This is a genomic window from Streptosporangium sp. NPDC002544 (assembly GCF_040295965.1).
Lineage (GTDB): Bacteria > Actinomycetota > Actinomycetes > Streptosporangiales > Streptosporangiaceae > Streptosporangium.
Genome location: NZ_JBEOWJ010000018.1, coordinates 49,273 through 72,218 on the forward strand (window position 1 = coordinate 49,273; position 22,946 = coordinate 72,218).

The following is a 22,946-nucleotide window of genomic DNA, read 5'->3' on the forward strand; positions in this document are numbered from 1 at the left end:
CACCTCTGTGCAGGATGCCTCCGGAGTCGAAGTCATCGGACCGGTGCGGGGCCCTGAGGTGAGGGTGGTTCAGCCGATGGCCGCGACCAGGCGTTCGGCCAGCTCGGGGCTGCCTGCCCAGTGCAGGTGCAGGTAGGAGGCGGTCAGCAGGGGCTCGGCGAAGCCGTCGGCCGCGCCCCTCCAGCGGAACAGCGGCGGCGTCGCATGCCCGGGATCGGTGGCCGTGCGGTGGAACTCGTGGCCCCGGTAGCGCTCGCCCTCGCGGGTGAGCACGGACTTGGCGGTCGCCACGGCGTCACGGTAGCCCAGCGTGAGCCTGCCGGTCATCGTCGCGGTGATGTCGAGCCTTCCGCACATGGGATGGCCGTCCAGCTCGCGCGCCAGGTAGAGCAGCCCGGCGCACTCGGCGACGATCGGGCCGTCGAAGGCGGCCACCCGGCGGCGGAGCGGCTCGTTGGCGGACAGCTCCGCCGCGTACATCTCGGGGAAGCCGCCGCCGATGACGACCGCCCCGGCGTTCTCGGGGAGGCACTCGTCCCTGAGCGGGTCGAAGTTCGCCACCTCGGCCCCCGTCGCCGCGAGCAGCTCGACCTGCTCGGCGTACCCGAAGGTGAACGCCGCCCCGCCCGCCACGGCCACGACCGGCCGTCCACCGGACGCGGACGCGGTCACAGACGGGGACGGGGGCAGGGCCGGAGTCCAGGGATGCGCGGGCAGCGGCGGCGCCGAGCGCGCCAGGGCCACCAGCCCTTCGAGGTCGCAGGAGTCGGCGACCAGGGCGCCCATCCGCTCCACCGCCGCCACCGCGTCCCCGCTGCGCTCGGCCGCCGGGATCAGCCCGAGATGGCGGGAAGGGGTCGCCACCCCGTCCACCCGCGGGATCACGCCCAGTACGGAGATGCCGCTCTCGTCCAGCGCGGCGCGGCAGATCTCCTCGTGCCGCGGCGAGCCGACCCGGTTGAGGATCACCCCGGCCAGCCGGACCCGGGTGTCGAAGGAGGCGAAGCCCTGTACGAGCGCGGCCACGGACCTGCCCTGCCGCGCGGCGTCCACCACGAGCACCACCGGCGCGCCGATCAGCCGGGCGACGTGCGCGGTGGAGGCGAAGTCCCCGCTCCCGGCACCGTCGTACAGGCCCATGACCCCCTCGACCACGGCGATGTCCGCGTCCCGCGCACCGTGCAGGAAGAGCGGCGCGACCCGGTCCTCACCGGTCAGCCAGGGGTCGAGGTTGCGGCCGGGGCGCCCGGTGGCGAGCGCGTGGTAGCCGGGGTCGATGTAGTCGGGTCCCACCTTGTGCGGGGAGACCCGCAGACCCCGCGCGCGCAGCGCCGCCATCAGACCGGTCGCGACGGTGGTCTTCCCGCTGCCCGAGGACGGCGCGGCGATCACCAGTCGCGGCACTACCATTCGATGCCCCTCTGGCCCTTCTGCCCGGCGTCCATCGGGTGCCTGACCTTCCCCATCTCGGTCACCAGGTCGGCGACCTCGACCAGCCTCGGGTCGGCGTCCCTGCCGGTGATCACGACATGCTGGTTGCCCGGCCGCGCGACCAGAGTGGCGACCACGTCGTCCACGTCCAGCCAGCCCCATTTCAGGGGGTAGGTGAACTCGTCGAGGACGTAGAAGCGGTAGGTCTCCGCGGCCAGGTCACGCCTGATCTGCTCCCAGCCCTCGCGGGCGTCGGCGGCGTGGTCCTCCTCGCTGCCCGGCCGCTGGATCCACGACCAGCCCTCGCCCATCTTGTGCCAGGTCACGCTGCCGCCCTCGGCGGACTCGCCGAGCACCACGAGCGCCCGTTCCTCGCCGATGCGCCACTTGGCCGACTTCACGAACTGGAACACCCCGACCGGCCAGCCCTGGTTCCACGCGCGCAGCGCCATCCCGAAGGCGGCGGTGGACTTCCCCTTGCCCGGCCCGGTGTGCACGATCAACAGCGGCCGGTTGCGGCGCTGGCGCGTGGTGAGCCCGTCCTCGGGCACCGTGTCCGGCTTGCCCTGCGGCATCTCAGACCGCCTTCCGGTAGTCGGTACGGTAGTCACGGACGAGCCCGCCGAGCCCGCCGCCTGCCGCGAGCGCGTCGAGCCGTACCGCGGGCGCGCCCAGCCTGGCCGCGAGGTCGAGGGCCAGGCCGAGCCGCACCGGACCGCTCTCGCAGTCGACCACGACCCCCGCCGTACCGGCGAGCAGCGCGGCGGGGGCCGCCACGTCGGACCCCGAGGTGGCCCGGCCGTCGGTGACCACCACGAGCAGCGGCCTTCTGGCGGGGTCGCGCAGCCGCTCCACCCTGAGCACCTCGGCGGCCCGGCGCAGCCCGGCCGCCAGCGGGGTGCGACCGCCGGTCGGCAGCTCCCGCAGCCGCGCCGCGCCGACCTCGACCGAGGAGGTCGGGGGAAGCACCAGGTCCGCCGTGGATCCCCTGAAGGTGATCAGCCCGACCTTGTCCCGCCGCTGGTAGGCGTCGAGCAGCAGGCTGAGCACGGCCGCCTTGACCTCGCGCATGCGCTGCCGGGCCGCCATGGAACCGCTCGCGTCCACCACGAAGAGCACGAGGTTGCCCTCCTTGCCCTCGCGGACGGCCTCGCGCAGGTCGGTGTCACGTACCAGCAGGCCGGGGCCGCTACGGCCGCGCTCACGCTGGTACGGCGCGGCGGCGCGGAGCGTCGCCGACAGGTGCGGCCGCTGGAGCCGCCCGGCGGGAACCCGCGATCCGGTGGTCCGCCCGTTGGGGGTACGGGCCCGCGACCGCCGCCCCGAGGCGCCGTCGCCCAGCCCGGGGACCTGGAAGGGGCGCACCCGGTACGGTTCGGCGGCGGCGACCACCCGCTCGGCGAAGGGACGGTCCGGCGAGGCGCCGGTCCCGTCGGAGGCACCCGGGACATCGGCGGCGCCGGTCCCGGAACCACCGTCGTGCGAACCACCGTCGTGCGCGCCGCCGTGCGGGCCCGCACCGGAGCCATCACCCGCGGGACTTTCCGCAGAGCCGGTCTCGGGACCGTCCCCGGAGTTCACGGGGCCGTCCGAACCACCCGAATCGCCCGGACCGCCGGAGGTGCTCGGCCCTCCATCCGGGTCGTCCGGCTCGTCGCCGCCGTGCTCCGCCAGGAGGTCGTCGAGGCGTGACTCGTCAAGACCCGGCGCGTCGAACGGGTCTCGGCGGCGGCGGTGCGGCAGCGAGAGACGGGCCGCCTCGCGCACGTCCTCGGCCGTGACCTCGGCGCCGCCGCGCCAGGCCGCGTGCGCGATGGCCGCGTTGGCCGTGACCAGATCGGCCCGGAGCCCGTCCACCTCGAAGGCGGCGCACACCCCCGCGATCTGGCGCAGCCGGGCGTCCGGCAGCACGACCTGCCTGACCCGCTCCCTGGCCTCGGCGATCCGCCGCGCCAGGGCCGCCTCCTGTCCCGCCCACCCGGCGGCGAAGGAGGCGGGATCGGCGTCGAAGGCCAGCCGGCGCCGTACCACCTCGGCCCGCTCGTCCGGATTCCTGGACGCCCGCACCTCGACGGTCAGCCCGAAACGGTCCAGGAGCTGTGGCCGTAGCTCGCCCTCCTCCGGGTTCATCGTGCCGACCAGCAGGAACCGCGCCGCGTGCCGTACCGAGACCGACTCTCGCTCGACGAAGCAGGTGCCGAGCGCGGCGGCGTCGAGCAGCAGGTCCACGAGATGGTCGTGGAGCAGGTTGACCTCGTCGACGTAGAGGACACCTCGATGCGCGGCGGCGAGCAGGCCCGGCTCGAACGCCCTGACCCCCTCGGTGAGCGCGCGCTCGATGTCGAGCGCGCCGACCAGCCGGTCCTCCGACGCGCCGACGGGCAGCTCCACCAGCGCGGCCGGACGTTCCTGCCCGCTCTCGCCCGCGTCGTGCGGGCCGTCGGGGCAGCCCGGATCCGGCTCGGCCGGGTCGCAGGAGAAGCGGCAGGCGGCGATCACCTTGACCGCGGGGAGTTGTGCGGCGAGCGCGCGGACGATCGTGGACTTGGCGGTCCCCTTCTCCCCCCGGACCAGCACACCGCCCACCCGTGGGGAGACCGCGTTGAGTATCAGCGCGAGCTTGAGGTCGTCGAGACCGACGACGGCACTGAACGGATAGGCACCGATCACGAGGTTTCTTTCTGCGAGATCCTGCTGACGTGTCCGACCCGCCGAACGTTCAGTTCGGGGCCGCCGTGAGCGCGTCGCGGCGGACCGCGCGCTGGACGGCGATGCCGTACAGGACACCGATGGCCGACCAGAGCACGAGTTGCGTGCCGAGGGAGGACAGCCGGAAGTCCCACAGCAGCTGGGCGGGGAAGCCGTCGGGCACCTCGTTGACCGCCGGCAGCACGAACAGGGTGACGATGACGGGGACCAGGAAGCCGGCCGCGCCGGCGAGCCAGGGCCTGGCCGGCACCTTACGGGCGCAGGCCACTCCCACCGCCACGGACAGCAGGCCGATGGCGACCAGGACCAGGTACAGCGTGGTCCGGCTGCCGATGGTGTCCGGGTCACCGACGGCGGGCGGGTTGGCCGGGTACTTGACGAACGGCACCAGCACGATCGCGACGAACGCCGTGGCGGCCATCGTCGCGGCCAGCACCACGTCGGAGCGGGGACCGATCCGGCCGCGCAGCCCGGCGAAGACGAGGGAGAAGATACCCCCCACGGACATGCCGTACAGGGCCAGGGCGAGGAAGAGCCCGGCCTGCTGGCCGGACCGGCTGACCAGTGCCTCCTCCCCGTGGGAGTGCCCGACCTCGGTCTGGGCGTGGGCGGCGGCCTCTTCGAGCGCGATGGCCTGGTCGATGTTCGGCTCGCCCAGCAGGTAGGCGAACACGGCGGCGATCAGCCCGGCGACCAGCCCGACGAGCAGGCCGCGGAGCAACAGGGTACGGATCACGGCGCGCGGTCTAGTGGCAGGGAACGCCGAGCAGGTGGCGCCCGTCGTGCATGAGTTCGTGCAGATAGTCGCCCGCCTGCGACACCACCCCCTGGTCGAAGGTGACCAGGTAGGCCACCAGCAGGAGCAGCGGAACCGCCACGAGCCAGCGGGCCAGGTGGGAGAGGGGAACGGGCTGAGAAACGGACAGCTCACGCATGAGTAGCCTCCTTGGGGATGACGCGTCCCGACAGATGAGGACGCGGCGGCCAAGTAACCTGGCTCCCGGAACTCACGTTCCGGATACAGTGGCGCGACCGCACCGGCTTCTCACCGGACTTCCCTCGGACCACCGCGAAATCGTCCGCAATGTAACTCTTTTCGTGGCGGGCCGTCAACACAAGGTGATTCGTCGCGGCGTGGCCGCCCATCGATCCGGCCGCCACGCCCCGCTCCCCGGCCCTGGATGAATGGGGCCTGCTTCTTCGCGAGCCGTCCGACCGGGACGGCGACAGCGGAACGAGGAAGCCGGTGTGCACCCGGCGCGGGGATACCGGCCGGACGCGCGGCGGCCTCCGCAGGCCGCCGCGACAGGTGCTCAGCGAGACACCCTGCGGAGCAGGTAGGTGTCCATGATCCAGCCCTTGCGTGCCCGTGCCTCGGCACGCAGCTCGCGGATGCGGTCGGCGACCTCGGGCACCGGTCCGGCGACCAGGATCTCGTCGGGAGTGCCGAGGTAGGCACCCCAGTAGATGTCGAAGTCGGCGCCCAGATCGGCGCCCAGATCGGCGAAGGCGCAGTGGGCGTCCAGCATGACGACGACGTCGTCGGCCGAGGGCCCCTCCTCGGCGAGACGCCGGCCGGTGGTGATGTGCACCGGCCGGGCGACCCGGGTCAGGCTGACCCGATGCCGGGCGGTGAGTGCGGACACGCTGCTGACACCGGGAATCACCTCGTGCTCGAACCGGACCGAGCCCCGCTGGTGAATCTCCTCGACGATGGCCAGGGTGCTGTCGTACAGGCCCGGATCGCCCCACACCAGGAAGGCACCCGTCTGCCCCTCGGCGAGCTCGTCACGGATGAACCGCTCGCAGATGTCGGCGCGGCGCGAGCGCCAGTCCTCGACCGCGGGCGCGTAGTCGGGAGTGGTCCGGTCACGTTCGGGATCGCCGGCCTCGACGATCCGGTACGGCGGGCGGGCGTGCGCGTCGACGAGGTCGTGCCGCAGCTGGACAAGGTCGTGTTTGACCTCGCCCTTGTCCAGGACGAAGAACACGTCGGTACGGGCGATGGCCTTGACCGCCTGGAGGGTGAGATGGTCGGGATCACCGGCACCGATGCCGATGATGAGGATTCGCTTCACTCGACAGAGTCTGCCCGTACCGTTTCGAGATTCGGCACGGGGGGCCGCCCCGGCGACGCCTGCCGGTCAACCGACGAGCAGCGTGCGGGCCAGGCCGATGGCGGCGGCCACGGCGATGAACCAGGCGGTGTTGAGCCTGGTGCGCCACTGCAGCAGCAGCGCGAGCATGGCCAGTGCCACGGTGAGCGGGTCGACGAACGCGTCACCGGCCAGTTGCAGGGTGACACCGGCCATCAGGGCCAGCGCGGTGGCGTTGACCCCGTCCAGGAACGCCGACGACCAGGCCCGGCCGCGGATCCGGTCGACGAGCCGGGTCAGCAGGCCGACCAGCACGAACGACGGGGTGAAGATGGCGACGGTGGCCAGCACCGCCCCCGGCAGGGCGGCGATGACGTAACCGATGAAGGTGGCGGTGGTGAACACCGGCCCGGGGGTGAGCTGGCCGATGGAGATCGCGTCCAGCAACTGGTCGCGGGTGATCCAGCCGAGCCGCCGTACGAAGTCGCCCTCCAGGAAGGCCAGCAGGACGTAGCCGCTGCCGTACAGCACCGAGCCGATCTTCAGGAACGTCAGGAACAGCTCGGTGAGCCGGCCGCCGGTGGGGTCGGGAAAGCGCGGCCCGGCCAGCAGCGGCACCAGCACCAGACCTGGAGAACCGCGACTCGGCAGCCAGAGGTGCCTGGTGCCGGCCGCCATCACCACCAGCCCGCCGACGGCCAGTACGAGCAGCTCGTTGACGCCGAGCAGGTACAGCGCCAGTGCCACCGTGGCGACGAGCGCGGTCAGCCGGCCCTTGATCGCGGTCCTGAGCAGTCCGGCCAGGGCCCACACCACGATGGCCACCACCACCGGTTTGATCCCGTACAGCAACCCCTCGACGGCAGGGGTCCGGCCGTAGCGGACATAGGACCAGGCCAGGGCGAGGACGATGGCGAAGGCGGGCAGGATGAAGCACACCCCGGCGGCGATCAGCCCCTTCCAGCGAGCCCGGTCATAGCCCAGGTGGATGGCCAGCTCGGTGGAGTTGGGGCCGGGGATGAGGTTGACGGCGCCTATCAGGTCGACGAAGCGCTCATCGGAGACCCAGCCGCGCCGGCGCACCAGCTCGTCACGCATCATCGCGGTGTGCGCGGCCGGGCCGCCGAATCCGATCACGCCGAGTTTCAGGAAGACCCCGATGACCTCGCCCAGCGCGTGTGCCGGCCGTCCGCCGGATCCGCCACCGGTGTCATCGTGCGAAGCGTTCATCGTGGCCTTCCATCCGGGGGGTGTACCAAGTCGTGCATTGTTCACGACCACGTTGAACACCAGGCCGACGGCGGCCGAACACCGGGACCACGGCCGTGAACGTTTGACGCCTCCGGGAACGACCCCGAGTGATTCAGCCGTCTCCTGGCTGACCGGGAGCGGGCTTGGCGAGCTGGAACCAGAGCCTCGTGCTCCCGGGCGATCGGTGGAAACCCCAGCGGACCGCCGGCGTGTCGACCAGGGCGAGATCCCGGCCGCCCTCCGCCACCCCATCGGCGGCCCCGAGATCTTCCGTGATCAGATCGAGTGCGCGGCGTGGTCCGACGTCACACCGCAGATTCTTCCGTTCACCGGCCGACCTCATCCTGGAATGTCAGGCGCCTTCACCATCCTGCGTCTTCCCAGCTTGGACATCGCGCATGTCGAGACGATGAACACCGACGCCTACCTCGAAGACGAACACAGCGTCGAACGGTATCTCCGGGCTTTCGATCACCTCTGCGACCTTGCTCTGAGCCCTGACAAATCAGATTCCTTTCTCAGGGAAATAGCCGTTACGCTCTAATTAGCGTGATTTATCCGGGAAGGACGCTCAGGCGATCGGCATTCCTGCGGAATCTGGCGTAAGAGCACGCGCAGCGGCGCCCAGAGCAACTACGTCGAAGCCCGTTTCGACGGCACCACCATCTGGCTACACAACTCCAACAACCCCTCCCCCCAAGGCCCCGCCATCGCCATCACCCCGAAGACCTGGCCCACCCTCCTCGACCAGGTCCAAGCAGGCAATCTCACCCCCCGGAAACCGAACTCCCCCACCCCCTCGCGGACCGCCTGCTCATCGGCTTCGACGGCGAACACATCACCGTGCAGGACAACGACACCCTCGACGGAGCGACCCACGGCGGCGAGTCCCCCTTTCCCGGCTGCTCGACACCCCGGCCAACGCCTGACCCGCGACCAGGTGGGGCGCCTCAGGCGAGCCGCCACTCCTGGTTCTTCCGCCCCCTGACACACCCCACCTGCTTGACGTTGGCCCCGTCCAGGATCAGACCGTTCTGCACCTCCAGGCACATACCGGTGTGCCGGACCACGACCGCGAAGTAACCGTTGTCCCTCTGGGCGAGCTTCCACTCCTGGTTGCCATGTCCGGGGATGCAGGTCCACAACTGGAGGCCGGCGCCGCTGTGCCTGTCGGTCGGCACCACCTCCATGCACAGGCCGCTGCTCACGTCCCTGAAGTTGTAGTAACCGTCACTGGTCGCCGTCAGGTTCCACACCTGGCCCTCATGGTCGGCGCTGCAGGGCCACTGCTGGACATCGGTCCCCAACTTCAGCTCATCACTCAGGGTGAACACGTCCAGGCACTTGTCGCTGTGCCGGGTCACCAGGATCGCGGTGAACTTGGCCCGGAGCCCCTCTCGCACACCGGCGGCCCCGTCGGCCGACGCCCGCGCGGCCGACGGGGCCGCGAGCAGGGCCGCCGCCAGAACGAACACCTGGCCGGCGTGAAAAAGTCTCATCGAGCCTCCCCGAGGCACTCCCTAAAGATCAACAAACCCTTGATAACACGAATCACCCAACGTAGCGACCAACTACACCAAGTAATCAATATCGTGTCGCGCCCCCGAATGACCGGCCATCACCACCGGCGGAAACCTCGCTCAGGCAAGCCGCCACTCCTGACTCGCCCGCCCCCTGACACAGGTCCACTGCAGGGCATTGGTCCCATCCCCCGTCCCGCCCCCCTGCATGTCCAGGCACTTGCCACTGTGCCGGGCCACCAGCACGAAGTAACCGTTGGCCCGCTGACTGAGCCGCCACTCCTCGCTGTAGCGCCCGCTCACGCAGGTCCACTGCCGGATGTTGGCCCCACTGCGCAGGTCACCGTCCATCACATGCAGGCACTTGCCACTGTGCATGGCCTGAATGGTGTAGTAACCACCGTTGGTGGTCGTCAGGTTCCACTCCTGATTGGCGCCACCATCACAGGTCCGCTGCTGGACGTCGGCTCCGTCCCCCATCGCGGAGTTCAGCACATCCAGGCACTTGCCACTGTGCCGGGCCACCAGGATCGCGGTGAACTTGGCCCGGAGCCCCTCTCGCACACCGGCGGCCCCGTCGGCCGACGCCCGCGCGGCCGACGGGGCCGCGAGCAGGGCCGCCGCCAGAACGAACACCTGGCCGGCGTGAAAAAGTCTCATCGAGCCTCCCCGAGGCACTCCCTAAAGATCAACAAACCCTTGATAACACGAATCACCCAACGTAGCGAACAGCTACACCAAGTAATCAATACCGTGTCGCGCCCCCGAATGACCGACCATCACCACCGGCGGAAACCCCACTCAGGCAAGCCGCCACTCCTGACTCGCCCGCCCCCTGACACAGGCCCACTGCCGAACGCCGACCCCGTTCTCCGTTCCAGCGCCCTGCACGTCCAGGCACTTGCCACTATGCCGGGCCACCAGCACGAAGTAACCGTTGGCCCTCCGACCGAGCCACCACTCCTGGTTGCGGGCTCCGGGCATGCAGGTCCACTGCTGGACGTGGGCCCCACTGCGCCTGTCACCGTTCACCACGTCCAGGCACTGGCCGCCGTGCGTGGCCTGAACGGTGTAGTAGCCGTTGTCCGTCTTCTTCAGACTCCACTCCTGACTTTTCCTCCCGTCGCAGGTCCACTGCTGGACACTGACTCCGCCCCCCTTCCCGTCGGCCGCCACATCCAGACACTTGCCACTGTGCCGGGCCACCAGGGGGGCCGTGAGCACACCCCCGGCCCGCCCCGGCGCACCGGCGGCCACGACATCCGCCGCCGGCACACCGGCGACCGGGGCGACAAGCAGGGACGCAGCGAGAGCCAGGACCTGACCGGCGCCAACGAGCCCCATCGAACCTCCCGAGACACTCCCCAAAGATCAACAAACCCTCGATAACACGAATCACCCACCGTGGTGGTCGGCTATGTCAGGCAATCAACTCGTGTCGCGCCCCTGGAACCCTCAAGCCCAGGCGAGTCCACGCCGTCGGCTCACGCCAGCCGCCACTCCTGGCTCGCCCGTCCCCTGACACAGGTCCACTGCCGGACGCGAGCGCCGTCACGTATGTCACTGTCCATCACCTGCAGACACTTGCCGCTGTGCCGGGCCACCAGGACGAAGTAACCGTCGCTCCTCTGACTGAGCCCCCACTCCTGGTTGCGGGCCCCGACCAGGCAGGTCCACTGCCGGACGCCGGCCCCGATGCTCACGCTGCCGCCCAACACGTCCAGGCACTTACCACTGTGCGCGGCTTTAAGGGTGTAGTAGCCACCACCCGTCGCCGTCAGACTCCACTCCTGGTTTTCCTTGTCCTCACAGGTCCACTGCTGGACATTGGCCCCGTCCTCCATCTCGCCGTTCTGCACATCCAGGCACTTACCGCTGTGCCGGGCCACCAGGTTGGCCGTGAACCTGCCCCCACCCCGCTCCGCCGCACCGGCGGCCACGACATCCGCCGCCGACACGCCTCCGATCGGGACGGCAAGCAGGGTCGCGGCCAGAACCAGGACCTGACCGGCGCCAACGAATCCCATCGAACCTCCCGAGACACTCCCTAAAGATCAACAAACCCTTGATAACACGAATCACCCAACGTAGCGACCAACTACGCTGAGCAATCAACTCGTGTCGCCCCCGGCGGCGTCTCGCCGGCGATGGCGGGGCAGTCGTCTCCGGACGACACGTAACGGCCGGCAGAGGCGTCGGGAGTCTGTCCACGAGCGCGGAACAGCTTCCGGTTCAAGAGCGAAAACAGGGTGGGGGCGAGGCTCGGCGAGTGCCGGGCGGGAAAAGGCCTCCCGGCAGGGCCCGGAAACAACGAACGGCCCGGCGCGGGCCGGGCCGTTCGTGATGGGGTCCCTTACTTCTTCTTCTGCCCCTGCCCCTGCCGCTTCTCGCGGATCTTCATGGTGACCTCGATGGGCGATCCGGCGAAGCCGAACTCCTCGCGGATCCGGCGCTCGATGAAGCGGCGGTAGGTCTCCTCCAGGAAGCCCGAGGTGAACAGCACGAACTTCGGCGGCTCCGTCGACGCCTGGGTGGCGAAGAGGATCTTGGGCTGCTTGCCGCTGCGGACCGGCGGCGGGGTGGCCGCGACCAGGTCGGTCAGGAAGGCGTTGAGGCGGGCGGTGGGCACCCGGGTCGACCAGGAGTCGAGCGCCTTCTCGATCGCCGGGACGAGCCGGTCGACGTGCCAGCCGGTCTTGGCGGAGATGTTGGCCCGCAGTGCCCACGGCACGCGAACGAGCTGGCGGTCGATCTCCTTTTCCAGGTAGTAGCGGCGGTCCTCGTCCAGCAGGTCCCACTTGTTGAACGCCACGACCATGCACCGGCCGGACTCGATCACCAGCGAGATGATCCGCAGGTCCTGCTCGGTCAGCACCTCGCTGGCGTCGATGAGCACCACCGCGATCTCCGAGCGCTCCAGCGCGGCCCTGGTACGCATGCTCGCGTAGAAGTCGGCGCCCTTGAGCTCGCGGTCACGCCGCCGGATGCCGGCGGTGTCGACGAAGCGCCAGGTCTTACCGCCGAGTTCGACCAGTTCGTCCACCGGGTCGCGGGTGGTGCCCGCCATCGGGTCGACGAGCACCCGCTCCTGGCCGGCGAGCTGGTTCAGCAGCGAGGACTTGCCCACGTTGGGCTTGCCGACCAGGGCGACCCGGCGCGGCCCGCGCTCGGCGCCGAACCGCTGCTCGGGCGTGTCCGGCAGCTTTTCGAGGATCACGTCCAGCAGGTCACCGCTGGAGCGGCCGTGCAGCGCGGAGACCGGCTGCGGCTCACCCAGGCCGAGAGACCAGAGCCCGGCCGCCTCCAGCTCCATCTGCTGGTTGTCGACCTTGTTGGCGGCGAGGATGACCGGCTTGCCCGACCCGCGCAGCACATGGCCGACGATCTCGTCCGCGTCGGTCACGCCCACCACGGCGTCGACCACGAACAGGATCACATCGGCCAGCTCGGCCGCCACCTGGGCCTGCTCGGCGATCTTCAGCGCCATCCCGGTCGCGTCGGGGTCCCACCCGCCGGTGTCGACCACCGTGAACCGGCGCCCGCGCCAGGTGGCGTCGTAGGTGACCCGGTCGCGGGTCACCCCCGGCACGTCCTCCACGACCGCCTCGCGGCGGCCGATGATCCGGTTGACCAGTGTGGACTTGCCCACGTTGGGGCGGCCCACCACGGCCACGACCGGCTGCGGGGCGGTGTCCGGCCCCGCCTCCTGAGAGCTGTAATCGGTCCCTGAATCGGCGAGCTCCGCGTCGATCCAGCCGTTGTCGTCGTCGTATTCCCCGGTCACGCCTTTTCCTTAATCACACGCAGTATTTCGGCGATGACCTCTTCGAGGTTCAGCGCCGTGGTGTCGAGTTCGACGGCGTCGGCCGCCTTCGCCAGCGGGTCTGCCTTCCTGGTCGAGTCAAGGGTGTCCCGGCGGGCCATCGCGGCCCGCTGTGCCTCCACCGTGGTGCCGGTGAGCTCCGCCGTACGACGCAGCGCCCTGGCGTCCGCGCTCGCGGTCAGGTAGATCTTGACCACCGCGTCGGGCGCCACGACCGTGCCGATGTCACGGCCCTCGACGACGATGCCGCCGGAACCGATGATCTCGCGCTGCTCGGCCACCAGGCGGCGCCGTACCTCGGGCACCGCGCTGACCGCCGAGACGGCCGCGGTGACCTCGGCGGTGCGGATCGGCCCGGCGGCGTCGACGCCGTCGACCGCCACCGTGGGGGCGTCGGGGTCGGTGCCCAGGGTGAGGATCGGGTCGATCGCCCCGGCCGCGATCGCCTCGGGGTCGGCGAGGTCGACGCCCCGCTGGAGCATCCACCAGGTGATCGCCCGGTACATCGCCCCGGTATCGAGATAACGCAGCCCCAGCGCCCGCGCCACCCCTCGTGACGCGCTCGACTTGCCCGATCCCGAAGGACCGTCCATGGCGACGACCAGTCCGGTCACGACGCCTTCTCCCTTGCAGCCCGCTTCAGTTGTCCGTACGAGGCTACCGGGAGCCGGGCAGGAACCGCGCATCGAGCGAACGGGCCGCCGCAGGGGGTGGACCCTGCGGCGGACCGTCCCAGACGATCATGACGGTCCGGGCACGGAGTGCGGCAGGCGCCTACGGCAGGTGCCAGCCGTGCGCGCGCAGGGCCTCGGACAGCCTCGGCACCGCCTCCGGCTGCACCGAGAGATCGGCGGCGCCCAGCGGCAGGCCGGGGGCGTGCTCAAGCCGGACGTCCTCGATGTTGACGCCCGCCTCCTTGGCCACCTGGAACAGCCGGGCCAGCTCGCCGGGGCGGTCACCGATGATGACCTGGACCGTCGCGTAGGCGCGCGCGGGACCTCCGTGCTTGCCGGGGATCCTGCCGGTGCCCGTGACGCCCCGGTACAGCAGCTCGGTGACGCGGGCCATGGCCTCGGGATCGGCGGCCTCCCTGAGCGCGGCGGCCGCGGCGACCAGGTCGGCCGCCACCGCCTCCAGCACCTCGGCCACCGGCAGCGCGTTGCCCGACAGGATCCCGGTCCACAGCCTCGGGTCGCCCGCCGCGATGCGGGTGACGTCGCGCACCCCCGGCCCGGCCAGGCCGAGCGCGGTGGCCGGCGCGTCCGCGAGACGGGCGGCCACCGCGGAGGCGGTCACGTGGGGGGCGTGCGAGACGACCGCGACGGCCCTGTCATGCTCCTCGGCGCCGACCCTGACCGCCTCGCCGCCGCAGAGCTTGACGAGGCCGTACATGGCCTCCACCGCGTCGGGCGAGGTCTCCTCGGTCGGGCAGAGCGCCCACGGGCGCCCGAGGAAGATGTCGGCCCGCGCCGCGGCGGGCCCGGAGCGCTCACGGCCGGCGAGCGGGTGCCCGGCGACGTAGCTCGTCAGGTCGCAGCCGAGGCTCGCGGCCTCCCGGAGCGGAAGGGCCTTGACGCTGGCCACGTCCGTGTAGAAACGGGCCACGCCGGCCTTCTGGAGGGCGGCGAGCCGCCCCGCGACCGCATGGGGCGGGACCGCGATGACCGCGACGTCCACCCGCACGCCCTCGGCCCACTCCACTCCGGCGCCCAGCTCGCGTGCCAGCCGCAGGGAGCCCTCGTCTCGGTCGGCCAGGTGGACGGCGACGCCCTGCTCGCGCAGCGCCAGGGCGATCGAGGTGCCGATCAGCCCCGTACCGACGACCAGGACGCTCTCCAGACCGCTCACACCCACTCCCCCGAGATCATGATGCCTAAAGGACTCATTGCGCGATGTCCACCCGAAGTGCGACCGCGCCGCGCAGGTAGACGTGCTGGACCTCCTGGCGGGGCCGGTCGACCTCGACATGGGCCATCAGCCGCACCACACGGGGCAGGGCGCCCGGCACGTCGATCTCGGAAGCGCAGATCAACGGGACGTCGTGGAAACCGAGCTTGCGGGCGGCCAAGGCGGGAAACTCGGCGGTGAGATCGGGCGTGGCCGTGAAGATCACACTGATCACGTCCTCGGTGGTGAGCCGGTTGCGTCCCATCACCTCCGTGACCAGTTCGGTGACTCCGGACAGGATCGCGTCCCGGTCGTTCGCCTCGACCTGAATCGCACCGCGGATCGCCCGCACCATCGTCGTTCCTCCATATCCACCCGCGCCGGACCACCCCCGAGGGGGTGATCCGGCGCGTCCTGAACGTGCGTGTCAGGGAAGGCTACAACCCGACCGCGGCGTAGAGTTCCCCGACCTCCGCGAGGGTCAGCGCGCGGAGAGTGCCCGGCTTGAGGCGGCCGAGCTTGACCGGGCCGAACTCGATACGGGCCAGGTCGATGACCGGGTGCCCGACCTCCTCCAGCATGCGGCGGACGATGTGCTTGCGGCCCTCGTGCAGGACGATCTCGACCAGGGCCTGCTGGCCGTGCTCCTGGACCAGGGTGAAGGAGTCGGCCTTGGCCAGGCCGTCCTCCAGCTCGATGCCCTTCTTCAGCCGGCGGCCGAGATCACGCTCGATCCGGCCGGGGACCTTGGCCCAGTACTTCTTCTGCACGCCGTAGCTCGGGTGGGTGAGCCTGTTGGCCAGCTCGCCGTCGTTGGTGAGCAGGATCAGGCCCTCGGTCTCGGTGTCGAGACGGCCCACGTGGAACAGGCGCTCGGTGCGGTCGGCCACGAAGTCGGCCAGCGAGGGGCGGCCGTCCGGGTCGGACATGGTGCTGACGACGCCGATCGGCTTGTTGATCGCGAAGTAGACCAGGTCGGGCATCGTCGGCAGGCGCTTGCCGTCGACGTGGATGACCTGCTTGGCGGGGTCGACCCGGGCGCCGAAGCGGCGGACCACCTGGCCGTCGACGGTCACCCTGCCGTCGCCGATCATGTCCTCGCAGGCCCGGCGGCTGGCGACGCCCGCCTGGGCGAGGACCTTCTGCAGCCGGACGCCGTCAGGGACCTCGGTGGTGTCGCGCTCGTCGACGTAGTCACGGTCGTAGAAGTCGGAGTCACGCTTGGGCTGGCGGGCGGTCTTGAACCGGTCGTTCGCGATCGTGCCGGGCCGCAGCGGGGCCTTCGCCTCCGGAGCGCGGCCGGCGGGGGCACGACGCTCGCCGTACGCCCCGGCGCGGTCGCCGCCGATCGTCTGGATGTCGTCCCGGCGGCCGGTCCTGCCGAAGCGGGCACGGGAACCACCGGCGGGCGCGCCGCCGCGCCCTCGGTCTGCGCCGGGCCTGCCGCGCGAGCCGTCCCGGTCCGCGCGGAAACCACCCTGCGAACCACCACGGTCGTCACGGCGCGGGGCATCGGACCGGAAATCGCTCCTCGAACCGTCGCGGGACCCGCCGAACGACGGACCGCCACGGTCCTCACGGCGCGGAGCGTCGGAGCGGTAGCCGCCCTGGGAGCCCTCGGAGGACCTGCCGTACCGGCTCCGCGAGCCGTCGCGGGACCCGCCGAACGACGAGCCGCCGCGATCATCCCGACGCGGACCATCGGCGCGGAAACCACCACGGTCATCGCGGCGCGGACCGTCCGAACGGTAACCGCCCTGCGAACCACCCGAGGGCCTGCTCCCGTACGAACTACGCGAACCATCACGCTCGGCGCGGAAACCACCACGGTCATCACGACGCGGACCATCGGCGCGGAAACCACCACGGTCATCGCGGCGCGGACCGTCCGAACGGTAACCGCCCTGCGAACCCCCCGAAGGCCTACTCCCGTACGAACTACGCGAACCATCACGCTCGGCGCGGAAACCACCACGGTCGTCACGACGCGGACCATCGGCACGGAAACCACCACGGTCGTCACGACGCGGACCATCGGCACGGTAACCGCCCTGCGAACCACCGCGATCATTCCGGCGCGGACCGTCCGCGCGGAAACCGCCCTGCGAACCACCACGGTCGTCACGACGCGGGCCGTCGGACCGGAAACCACCCGAGGACCTGCCGGACGAGCTGCGCGAGCCATCACGCTCGGCGCGGAAACCACCGCGATCATCCCGACGCGGACCATCGGCACGGTAACCGCCCTGCGAACCACCACGGGAGCCGCCCGACGAGGATCCGCCTCGGGAGGAACCGCCCCGGAATCCACCGGACTGCGAGCCCCCACGGGGATTGCCACCGCGCGGGGCTCCGCCACGGCCTTGACCGCGTCCATCACCGGACGGGGTACTACGGCTGTTGTTCACTGCTTCTGCTCCTCTAGGGATTCCATGTCGTCGGGCAGGAAAGGCGCCAGTTCTGGAAGCTCGTCGAGCCCCCGCAGGCCAATCCTCTCGAGAAAATACGAACTTGTCCGGTAGAGCACGGCTTGGCTCTCCGGTTCGGTGCCGGCCTCCTCGACCAGCCCCCTCGTCACCAGCGTGCGCATGACACCGTCGCTGTTGACACCGCGGATGGCCGCCACCCGGGCCCGGCTCACCGGCTGCCGGTAGGCGACCACGGCCAGGGTCTCCAGCGCGGCCTGGGTCAGACGCGTCTGCTGGCCGTCGCGGACGAACCGCTCCACGAGTGAGGCGCACTCGGCCCGCGTGTAGAAACGCCAGCCGCCCGCGACCTCTCTCAGGTCGAAACCCCGCCCGGCTTCGGTGTATTCCGCCGAGAGTTCCCGGAGCACCCTGCCGACCTCGTGGACGGGCCGCTCCAGCACCTGGGCGAGGGTCACCTCGGCGACGGGCTCGTCGACCACCAGCAGGATGGCCTCCAGCCCGGCGCGCAGGTCAGGCTCGGATGCCACGTCAGTCATCGGCTGGTTCTCTCTTCGGGGTCTCGTCGTAGTCGTCGGCCACGGCGACGTCACCGTCGTCACTGCCGGTCCAGGTCACGTGCAACTCCCCGAGAGGCTCGATCTGCTCGAAGGAGACGGCCGCCTCCCGGTAGAGCTCCAGGACCGCCAGGAAACGGGCGACGATCTCGAAGGTGCCGGCGCAGTCGGAGGTGAGTGCCCGGAAGGTCGCCCGGCGTAACCGCCGCAGCCGCTCGACAAGGATAACCGCCTGATCGCGGACATTGGCGAGTGGTTGGTAGATGTGGGCCACGGAAACCGACGGGGGCACCTTGGGGGCGAAGGCCCGCCGGGCGATCTCAGCGAGGCGGTCGGGGCCGATGCCGAGGATCAGCTCGGGCAGCAGGCCCGCGAACTCGGCCTCCATCGGCACGGTACGCGGGAAGCGCAGCGCCTCCTCGGCCATCCTGGCGGAGAAGACCTTGACGACCTCCTTGTAGGCCCGGTACTGCAGGAGGCGGGCGAAGAGCAGGTCGCGGGCCTCCAGAAGGGCCAGGTCCTCCTCGTCGTCCACCTCGCCGGCGGGCAACAGCCTGGCCGCCTTGAGGTCGAGCAGGGTCGCCGCGACGAGCAGGAAATGGCTCGTCTGGTCCAGATCCCACTCCGGGCCCCTGGCCCGGATATAGGAGATGAACTCGTCGGTGACCTGGCTGAGCGAGACCTCGGTGATGTCCAGCTTGTGCTTGGAGATCAGACCGAGCAGGAGGTCGAAAGGGCCTTCGAAGACCTCCAGATGCACCTTGAAGGTGTCATCGGTGGTCTTCGGCTGCTCGGTCATCCCTCCATTGTCCCGTACCGGCAGGTGGGATCATCGCTCCAGCGCGGCCCACCTGGCAAGAACTTCCCTGGCGAGCTCGCGGTACGCGCTGGCGCCGAGCGAGGAGGAGTCGAAGCTGGTGATGGGCTCACCGGCCACGGTCGCGTCGGGGAAGCGAACCGTCCGGTTGATCACTGTGTGGTAGACCTTGTCGTCGAACGCCTCGACGACCCGGGCCAGCACCTCGCGGCCGTGCAGGGTGCGCGCGTCGTACATGGTGGCGAGCAGGCCCTCGATGACCAGCTCGTCGTTGATGCGCTCCTGGACCTTGATGATGGTGTCCATGAGCAGCGCGACACCGCGCAGCGCGAAGAACTCGCACTCCAGCGGCACCATGACGCCGTGCGCGCAGGCCAGCGCGTTGATCGTGAGCAGTCCCAGGGAGGGCTGGCAGTCGATCAGGCAGACGTCGTACTCGGGCAGGAGGGGCTTGATGACCCGGCCGAGCACCTGCTCGCGGGCGACCTCCGTGACGAGCTGGACCTCGGCGGCCGACAGGTCGATGTTGCTGGGCAGCAGGTCCATGCCCTCGACGCCGGTCTCCAGCAGCACGTCCCTGGCCGTGATCTGCCGCTCCATGAGGAGGTTGTAGACCGTCAGGTCGAGCTGGAGGGGGTTGATCCCGAGGCCGACCGAGAGGGCGCCCTGCGGGTCGAAGTCGACCAGCAGAACCTTGAGCCCGGCCTCCGCCAGCGCGGCGCCCAGGTTGATCGTGGTGGTCGTCTTGCCGACGCCGCCCTTCTGGTTGACCATGGCGACGACCCTCGCCGGTCCGTGCACGGTGCGAGGGGGCGGGTCGGGGAAAACGGGGCGGGGACGCCCGGTCGGGCCGAGGACTCCCCCACTGCGAGGGGTCCCGGCGGTCTTGGTGTCGCCCCAGGGATTCTCGGGGTTTGCCGGGGCCGCTCCCCGGATAGAACCGTCGGTGGTCACAGTCACCAGTCGAACCTCCCTGACGGCCTCTAACCGGACCGTCCGGACGGACACTATGGCGTCAACACGTATGCGGCAAGGCGGCACGCCCGGACATAAGGAAGGTCAATCCCGCGTGCGCGGATGCGCCACGGCATAGACCTCCCGGAGCCTGTCGACCGTGACCTGTGTGTACACCTGGGTGGTGGTCACCGAGGCGTGGCCGAGTAGTTCCTGAACCACCCTAACGTCCACACCGCCGTCAAGGAGGTGGGTTGCGAACGAATGTCGCAACATATGTGGCGACACTCCTTCGAGCCCGCCGCGCTCGGCGGCGCCCTGGAGGACCTCCCAGGCCCCCTGCCGGGTGAGCCGGCCACCCCTGGCGTTGAGAAAGAGCCCCGAGGTGCCGCGGCCGTGGGAGGCGATGCGGGGGCGGGCACGGGTGAGGTAGGCGCCCAGCGCCTCCCCCGCGAAGTCGCCCAGGGGCACCAGCCGGGTGCGCCCGCCCTTACCCCGCAGCCGCACCCGCTGGGCCTCCGCCCCCAACTCGACGTCGTCGACGGTGAGCCCGACGGCCTCGGAGATACGCGCGCCGGTGCCGTACAGCAGTTCGAGCAGTGCCCGGTTGCGCAGGGTGAGAGGGGCGCCGTCGGGCCCGGAGGCGGCGATCAGTCGCTCCACGTCGCGGACGCTGATCGCCCTGGGCAGCCGCCTGAGCTGGCGCGGCGGGCGCACCTCGCGGGCGGGGTCATGGCGGCAGAGGCCCTGGCTCAGCGCGAAGCGGTGCAGCCCGCGCACCGCGGAGACGGCCCGCGCCGCCGAGGCGGCGACGAGGGCCTGATGCTCCCCGTCGCCCTCCCTGAGTGCCGCCACGAAGGCGGCGACGTCGCCCTCGGCGACCTCGGCGAAAGTGACGCGGCCGCGGTGCTTGAGGTGCTCCACGTATCGCAGAAGGTCACGGCGGTAGGAGGCCAGTGTGTTGGCTGCCAGGCCCCGCTCCCCCGCCAGGTGGGCGAGGTAGCGCAAGAGGACGGCCTCCGTCTCGCTCAGGGTGTCCTCCTGTCATGCCTCCGGTGCGTCGGCGGGCCGCAGCGAGGCGAATCCATCCGCCGAAGCGGCGTATGCGGCGAGAATACCGGCCACGGCTTGGGAATTGTGGATCATTCCCGCCATGGCACGCCGAACCGCGTCGGACAGGGGAATCCAGACCACCGGCATGTCGGCCTCCTCATGCCGGTGGACGAAGTCCAGCTCCCCCTCGGGAATGGGAGCGATGTCCCTGGCGAGGAAGATCCGGGTGCGCTCATCGGTCATTCCCGGCGAGATGAAGGCGTCGACCAGGGTGTGCCAGGTGCCCGCCCGGTAGCCCGCCTCCTCGGCGAGCTCGCGGGCCGCCCCCGCCTGCAGGGACTCTCCGTGGACGTCGCGCAGCCCCGCGGGCAGTTCCCACAGCAGCCGCCTGACGGGGTGGCGGTACTGGCGGATCATCAGGACCCGCTCCCGGTCGTCGAGGGCGACGACGGCCACGGAGCCGGGGTGGACCACGTAGTCACGGTTGACGACATCGCCCTCCGGCATGACCACCGCGTCGGTGACGGCGGTGATGACCCGGGCGCGGAAGTGCTCGGTGGAGGAGGTGACCTTCCACTCCTCGGGAACGTCCAGGACCTCCAGGACGTCCTCGCTCCGCCCCCCTCGCGTGTCGCTCACTTGCCCCGCCCGGCCCTGGCGACGGTGCCACGGGTTTCCGCGTACGTCAGGGCGGCGCCGATCAGGCCCTTGAACAGCGGATGCGCGCGGGTCGGCCGGGAGCGGAACTCCGGGTGCGCCTGGGTGCCGATGAAGAAGGGGTGGAGATCGGTGGGCAGCTCGGCGTACTCCACCAGGCGGCCGTCCGGTGAGAGGCCCGAGAAGACCATGCCGACCTTCTCCAGCTGCTCGCGGTAGGAGTTGTTGACCTCGTAGCGGTGGCGGTGGCGCTCGTCGACCTTCGCCATGCCGTACAGCTGGCGGGCGAGGGTGCCCTCACCGAGCCTGGCCGGGTAGAGGCCCAGCCGCATGGTGCCGCCCATGTCGCGCTCGCCGGAGACGACGTCCTGCTGGTCGGCCATGGTGGAGATGACCGGGTGGGTGGTCTCCTCGTCGAACTCGGTGCTGCCGGCGTCCTCGATGACCGCGAGGTTGCGGGCCGCCTCGATGACCATGCACTGCATGCCCAGGCAGATGCCGAGCAGCGGGATCTTGTTCTCCCTGACGTGCCGGATCGCGCCGACCTTGCCCTCGATGCCGCGCACCCCGAAACCGCCCGGGACCAGGACGCCGTCGACGCCGTCGAGCTCGCGGGCCGCGCCCTCGGGGGTCTCGCAGTCGTCGCTCTTCACCCAGCGGATGTTGACGCGGGCGTCGTTGGCGAAACCGCCCGCGCGCAGCGCCTCGGTGACCGACAGGTAGGCATCGGGCAGGTCGATGTACTTGCCGACGAGCGCGATCGTGACCTCGTTGGCCGGGCGGTGCACCCGGCGCAGGAGCTGCTCCCACTCCTTCCAGTCGACGTCCCTGAAGGGCAGGCCGAGGCGGCGCACCACGTAGGCGTCCAGGCCTTCCGCGTGCAGCACCTTGGGGATGTCGTAGATGCTGGCGGCGTCGGCGGCGGAGACGACCGCGTCCTCGTCGACGTCGCACATGAGGCTGATCTTGCGCTTGATCGCGTTCGTGACCGGGCGGTCGGAGCGCAGGACGATCGCGTCGGGCTGGATGCCGATGCTGCGCAGCGCGGCGACCGAGTGCTGGGTCGGCTTGGTCTTCAGCTCTCCGCTCGGCCCGATGTACGGCAGCAGCGAGACGTGCAGGAAGAACACGTTGTCGCGGCCGACCTCGTGGCGGACCTGGCGGACGGCCTCCAGGAAGGGCAGCGACTCGATGTCGCCCACGGTGCCGCCGACCTCGGTGATGACCACGTCCACGTCGGGGCCGGCCATCGACCGGATACGGTCCTTGATCTCGTTGGTGATGTGCGGGATGACCTGCACGGTGTCGCCGAGATACTCGCCGCGTCGCTCCTTGGCGATGACGTTGGAGTAGACCTGACCGGTGGTCACGTTGGCCGAGCCGTGCAGTTCGGTGTCGAGGAACCGCTCGTAGTGGCCGACGTCGAGGTCGGTCTCGGCGCCGTCGTCTGTGACGAAGACCTCACCGTGCTGGAACGGATTCATGGTGCCGGGGTCGACATTGAGATAGGGGTCGAGCTTCTGCATGGTGACCCGCAGGCCGCGCAGCTTGAGAAGACGCCCGAGGCTTGACGCCGTCAGTCCCTTACCCAGACTGGAGGCGACGCCGCCTGTGACGAACAGATGTTTGGTGTGTGCGGCGCTGCGCAAGAAGACTCCCGTGGTCGTTGAAGATCAGTCGGCACACCCTTGTGAATGGCCTACAGGTCCACGGGCTCTCAGAATATCAAACGGCACCGGCGAAGTGCCCGAACAACCCCCACCCG

At 70.4% G+C, this 22,946-nt stretch carries 24 protein-coding genes and 1 riboswitch; of the genes, 2 read left to right on the plus strand and 22 right to left on the minus strand.

The window, feature by feature from the left end; all coding sequences use genetic code 11:
* Nucleotides 1-69: 69 nt before the first annotated feature.
* The 7 genes from ABT061_RS26150 to chrA all read right to left on the minus strand — a co-directional run bounded on the left by ABT061_RS26150 (nt 70) and on the right by chrA (nt 7,466).
* A complete protein-coding gene (locus ABT061_RS26150; protein ID WP_350922593.1) occupies nt 70-1,410 on the minus strand; it encodes a cobyrinic acid a,c-diamide synthase CobB in 1,341 nt (446 codons plus the stop codon).
* On the minus strand, nt 1,404-2,006 hold the full coding sequence (cobO, locus tag ABT061_RS26155; protein ID WP_350922595.1) for a cob(I)yrinic acid a,c-diamide adenosyltransferase: 603 nt from the start codon (nt 2,004-2,006) through the stop codon (nt 1,404-1,406). The genes ABT061_RS26150 and cobO overlap by 7 nt, the downstream gene beginning before the upstream one ends.
* A 1-nt stretch (nt 2,007) precedes the next feature.
* On the minus strand, nt 2,008-4,101 hold the full coding sequence (locus ABT061_RS26160; protein ID WP_350922598.1) for a magnesium chelatase subunit D family protein: 2,094 nt from the start codon (nt 4,099-4,101) through the stop codon (nt 2,008-2,010).
* Between the two features lie 49 nt (nt 4,102-4,150).
* Complete coding sequence (locus ABT061_RS26165; RefSeq protein WP_350922600.1) at nt 4,151-4,876, minus strand: CbtA family protein; 726 nt, start codon at nt 4,874-4,876, stop codon at nt 4,151-4,153.
* Nucleotides 4,877-4,886: 10 nt separating this feature from the next.
* A complete protein-coding gene (locus ABT061_RS26170; protein WP_326830249.1) occupies nt 4,887-5,075 on the minus strand; it encodes a CbtB domain-containing protein in 189 nt (62 codons plus the stop codon).
* A gap of 3 nt (nt 5,076-5,078) precedes the next feature.
* A riboswitch (adenosylcobalamin (AdoCbl) riboswitch) is annotated at nt 5,079-5,225 on the minus strand.
* A 228-nt stretch (nt 5,226-5,453) separates the two neighbouring features.
* Nucleotides 5,454-6,218 carry a precorrin-6A synthase (deacetylating) gene (cobF, locus tag ABT061_RS26175; protein ID WP_350922603.1) on the minus strand — a complete coding sequence of 255 codons (765 nt, stop codon included), beginning with the start codon at nt 6,216-6,218 and terminating at the stop codon, nt 5,454-5,456.
* Nucleotides 6,219-6,284: 66 nt separating this feature from the next.
* Nucleotides 6,285-7,466, minus strand: a complete 1,182-nt coding sequence (gene chrA / locus ABT061_RS26180) for a chromate efflux transporter (protein WP_350922605.1) — start codon at nt 7,464-7,466, stop codon at nt 6,285-6,287.
* A gap of 205 nt (nt 7,467-7,671) precedes the next feature.
* Here chrA and ABT061_RS26185 point away from each other — a divergent pair, with 205 nt between their 5' ends.
* Both ABT061_RS26185 and ABT061_RS26190 read left to right on the plus strand, forming a co-directional pair.
* A complete protein-coding gene (locus ABT061_RS26185; RefSeq protein WP_350922607.1) occupies nt 7,672-8,031 on the plus strand; it encodes a DUF5753 domain-containing protein in 360 nt (119 codons plus the stop codon).
* Between the two features lie 51 nt (nt 8,032-8,082).
* Entirely contained in the window at nt 8,083-8,475 is a 393-nt protein-coding gene (locus ABT061_RS26190; protein WP_350922890.1) for a DUF397 domain-containing protein, read from the plus strand.
* On the opposite strand, the gene ABT061_RS26195 is transcribed toward ABT061_RS26190, so the two are convergent.
* The 15 genes from ABT061_RS26195 to pyrG all read right to left on the minus strand — a co-directional run bounded on the left by ABT061_RS26195 (nt 8,438) and on the right by pyrG (nt 22,830).
* Complete coding sequence (locus ABT061_RS26195) at nt 8,438-8,986, minus strand: RICIN domain-containing protein (protein ID WP_350922610.1); 549 nt, start codon at nt 8,984-8,986, stop codon at nt 8,438-8,440. The genes ABT061_RS26190 and ABT061_RS26195 overlap by 38 nt on opposite strands.
* A 141-nt stretch (nt 8,987-9,127) precedes the next feature.
* Nucleotides 9,128-9,667, minus strand: coding sequence for an RICIN domain-containing protein (locus tag ABT061_RS26200; RefSeq protein ID WP_350922612.1), 540 nt, complete (start codon nt 9,665-9,667; stop codon nt 9,128-9,130).
* A 141-nt stretch (nt 9,668-9,808) separates the two neighbouring features.
* Nucleotides 9,809-10,351, minus strand: coding sequence for an RICIN domain-containing protein (locus ABT061_RS26205; RefSeq protein ID WP_350922614.1), 543 nt, complete (start codon nt 10,349-10,351; stop codon nt 9,809-9,811).
* Between the two features lie 140 nt (nt 10,352-10,491).
* Nucleotides 10,492-11,034, minus strand: coding sequence for an RICIN domain-containing protein (locus tag ABT061_RS26210; RefSeq protein ID WP_350922617.1), 543 nt, complete (start codon nt 11,032-11,034; stop codon nt 10,492-10,494).
* 326 nt (nt 11,035-11,360) lie between these two features.
* Nucleotides 11,361-12,791, minus strand: coding sequence for a ribosome biogenesis GTPase Der (gene der, locus ABT061_RS26215; RefSeq protein ID WP_350922619.1), 1,431 nt, complete (start codon nt 12,789-12,791; stop codon nt 11,361-11,363).
* Nucleotides 12,788-13,444 (minus strand): (d)CMP kinase, encoded by a 657-nt coding sequence (cmk, locus tag ABT061_RS26220; protein WP_350922621.1) that lies wholly within the window; start codon nt 13,442-13,444, stop codon nt 12,788-12,790. The genes der and cmk overlap by 4 nt, the downstream gene beginning before the upstream one ends.
* Before the next feature lie 160 nt (nt 13,445-13,604).
* Nucleotides 13,605-14,678, minus strand: a complete 1,074-nt coding sequence (locus tag ABT061_RS26225; RefSeq protein ID WP_350922624.1) for a prephenate dehydrogenase — start codon at nt 14,676-14,678, stop codon at nt 13,605-13,607.
* Between the two features lie 34 nt (nt 14,679-14,712).
* Nucleotides 14,713-15,072: a chorismate mutase gene (gene aroH, locus ABT061_RS26230; RefSeq protein ID WP_030919183.1), complete on the minus strand. Its 360-nt coding sequence runs from the start codon at nt 15,070-15,072 to the stop codon at nt 14,713-14,715.
* Between the two features lie 82 nt (nt 15,073-15,154).
* The gene (locus tag ABT061_RS26235) at nt 15,155-17,125 is read right to left on the minus strand and encodes a pseudouridine synthase (RefSeq protein WP_350922626.1); all 1,971 of its coding nucleotides are present in this window, start codon (nt 17,123-17,125) and stop codon (nt 15,155-15,157) included.
* Nucleotides 17,122-17,682, minus strand: a complete 561-nt coding sequence (gene scpB, locus ABT061_RS26240) for an SMC-Scp complex subunit ScpB (RefSeq protein ID WP_350922628.1) — start codon at nt 17,680-17,682, stop codon at nt 17,122-17,124. The genes ABT061_RS26235 and scpB overlap by 4 nt, the downstream gene beginning before the upstream one ends.
* Complete coding sequence (locus ABT061_RS26245; RefSeq protein ID WP_350922631.1) at nt 17,675-18,499, minus strand: segregation and condensation protein A; 825 nt, start codon at nt 18,497-18,499, stop codon at nt 17,675-17,677. Before ABT061_RS26245 ends, scpB begins: the two co-directional genes overlap by 8 nt.
* A gap of 30 nt (nt 18,500-18,529) precedes the next feature.
* Nucleotides 18,530-19,477 carry a ParA family protein gene (locus ABT061_RS26250; RefSeq protein WP_326638505.1) on the minus strand — a complete coding sequence of 316 codons (948 nt, stop codon included), beginning with the start codon at nt 19,475-19,477 and terminating at the stop codon, nt 18,530-18,532.
* A gap of 99 nt (nt 19,478-19,576) precedes the next feature.
* Nucleotides 19,577-20,503, minus strand: a complete 927-nt coding sequence (locus ABT061_RS26255) for a tyrosine recombinase (RefSeq protein WP_350922892.1) — start codon at nt 20,501-20,503, stop codon at nt 19,577-19,579.
* A gap of 12 nt (nt 20,504-20,515) precedes the next feature.
* Entirely contained in the window at nt 20,516-21,163 is a 648-nt protein-coding gene (locus ABT061_RS26260) for an NUDIX domain-containing protein (RefSeq protein ID WP_350922633.1), read from the minus strand.
* Nucleotides 21,160-22,830, minus strand: a complete 1,671-nt coding sequence (pyrG, locus tag ABT061_RS26265) for a CTP synthase (RefSeq protein WP_350922636.1) — start codon at nt 22,828-22,830, stop codon at nt 21,160-21,162. Before pyrG ends, ABT061_RS26260 begins: the two co-directional genes overlap by 4 nt.
* Between the last annotated feature and the right edge of the window lie 116 nt (nt 22,831-22,946).

What these genes read in the sequence shown, in the direction of transcription:
- ABT061_RS26150 (WP_350922593.1), bottom strand. Translation starts at nt 1,410, where the DNA reads ATGGTAGTGCCGCGACTGGTGATCGCCGCGCCGTCCTCGGGCAGCGGG.
- cobO (WP_350922595.1), bottom strand. Translation starts at nt 2,006, where the DNA reads ATGCCGCAGGGCAAGCCGGACACGGTGCCCGAGGACGGGCTCACCACG.
- ABT061_RS26170 (WP_326830249.1), bottom strand. Translation starts at nt 5,075, where the DNA reads ATGCGTGAGCTGTCCGTTTCTCAGCCCGTTCCCCTCTCCCACCTGGCC.
- chrA (WP_350922605.1), bottom strand. Translation starts at nt 7,466, where the DNA reads ATGAACGCTTCGCACGATGACACCGGTGGCGGATCCGGCGGACGGCCG.
- ABT061_RS26195 (WP_350922610.1), bottom strand. Translation starts at nt 8,986, where the DNA reads ATGAGACTTTTTCACGCCGGCCAGGTGTTCGTTCTGGCGGCGGCCCTG.
- ABT061_RS26200 (WP_350922612.1), bottom strand. Translation starts at nt 9,667, where the DNA reads ATGAGACTTTTTCACGCCGGCCAGGTGTTCGTTCTGGCGGCGGCCCTG.
- ABT061_RS26205 (WP_350922614.1), bottom strand. Translation starts at nt 10,351, where the DNA reads ATGGGGCTCGTTGGCGCCGGTCAGGTCCTGGCTCTCGCTGCGTCCCTG.
- ABT061_RS26210 (WP_350922617.1), bottom strand. Translation starts at nt 11,034, where the DNA reads ATGGGATTCGTTGGCGCCGGTCAGGTCCTGGTTCTGGCCGCGACCCTG.
- aroH (WP_030919183.1), bottom strand. Translation starts at nt 15,072, where the DNA reads ATGGTGCGGGCGATCCGCGGTGCGATTCAGGTCGAGGCGAACGACCGG.
- scpB (WP_350922628.1), bottom strand. Translation starts at nt 17,682, where the DNA reads ATGACTGACGTGGCATCCGAGCCTGACCTGCGCGCCGGGCTGGAGGCC.
- ABT061_RS26245 (WP_350922631.1), bottom strand. Translation starts at nt 18,499, where the DNA reads ATGACCGAGCAGCCGAAGACCACCGATGACACCTTCAAGGTGCATCTG.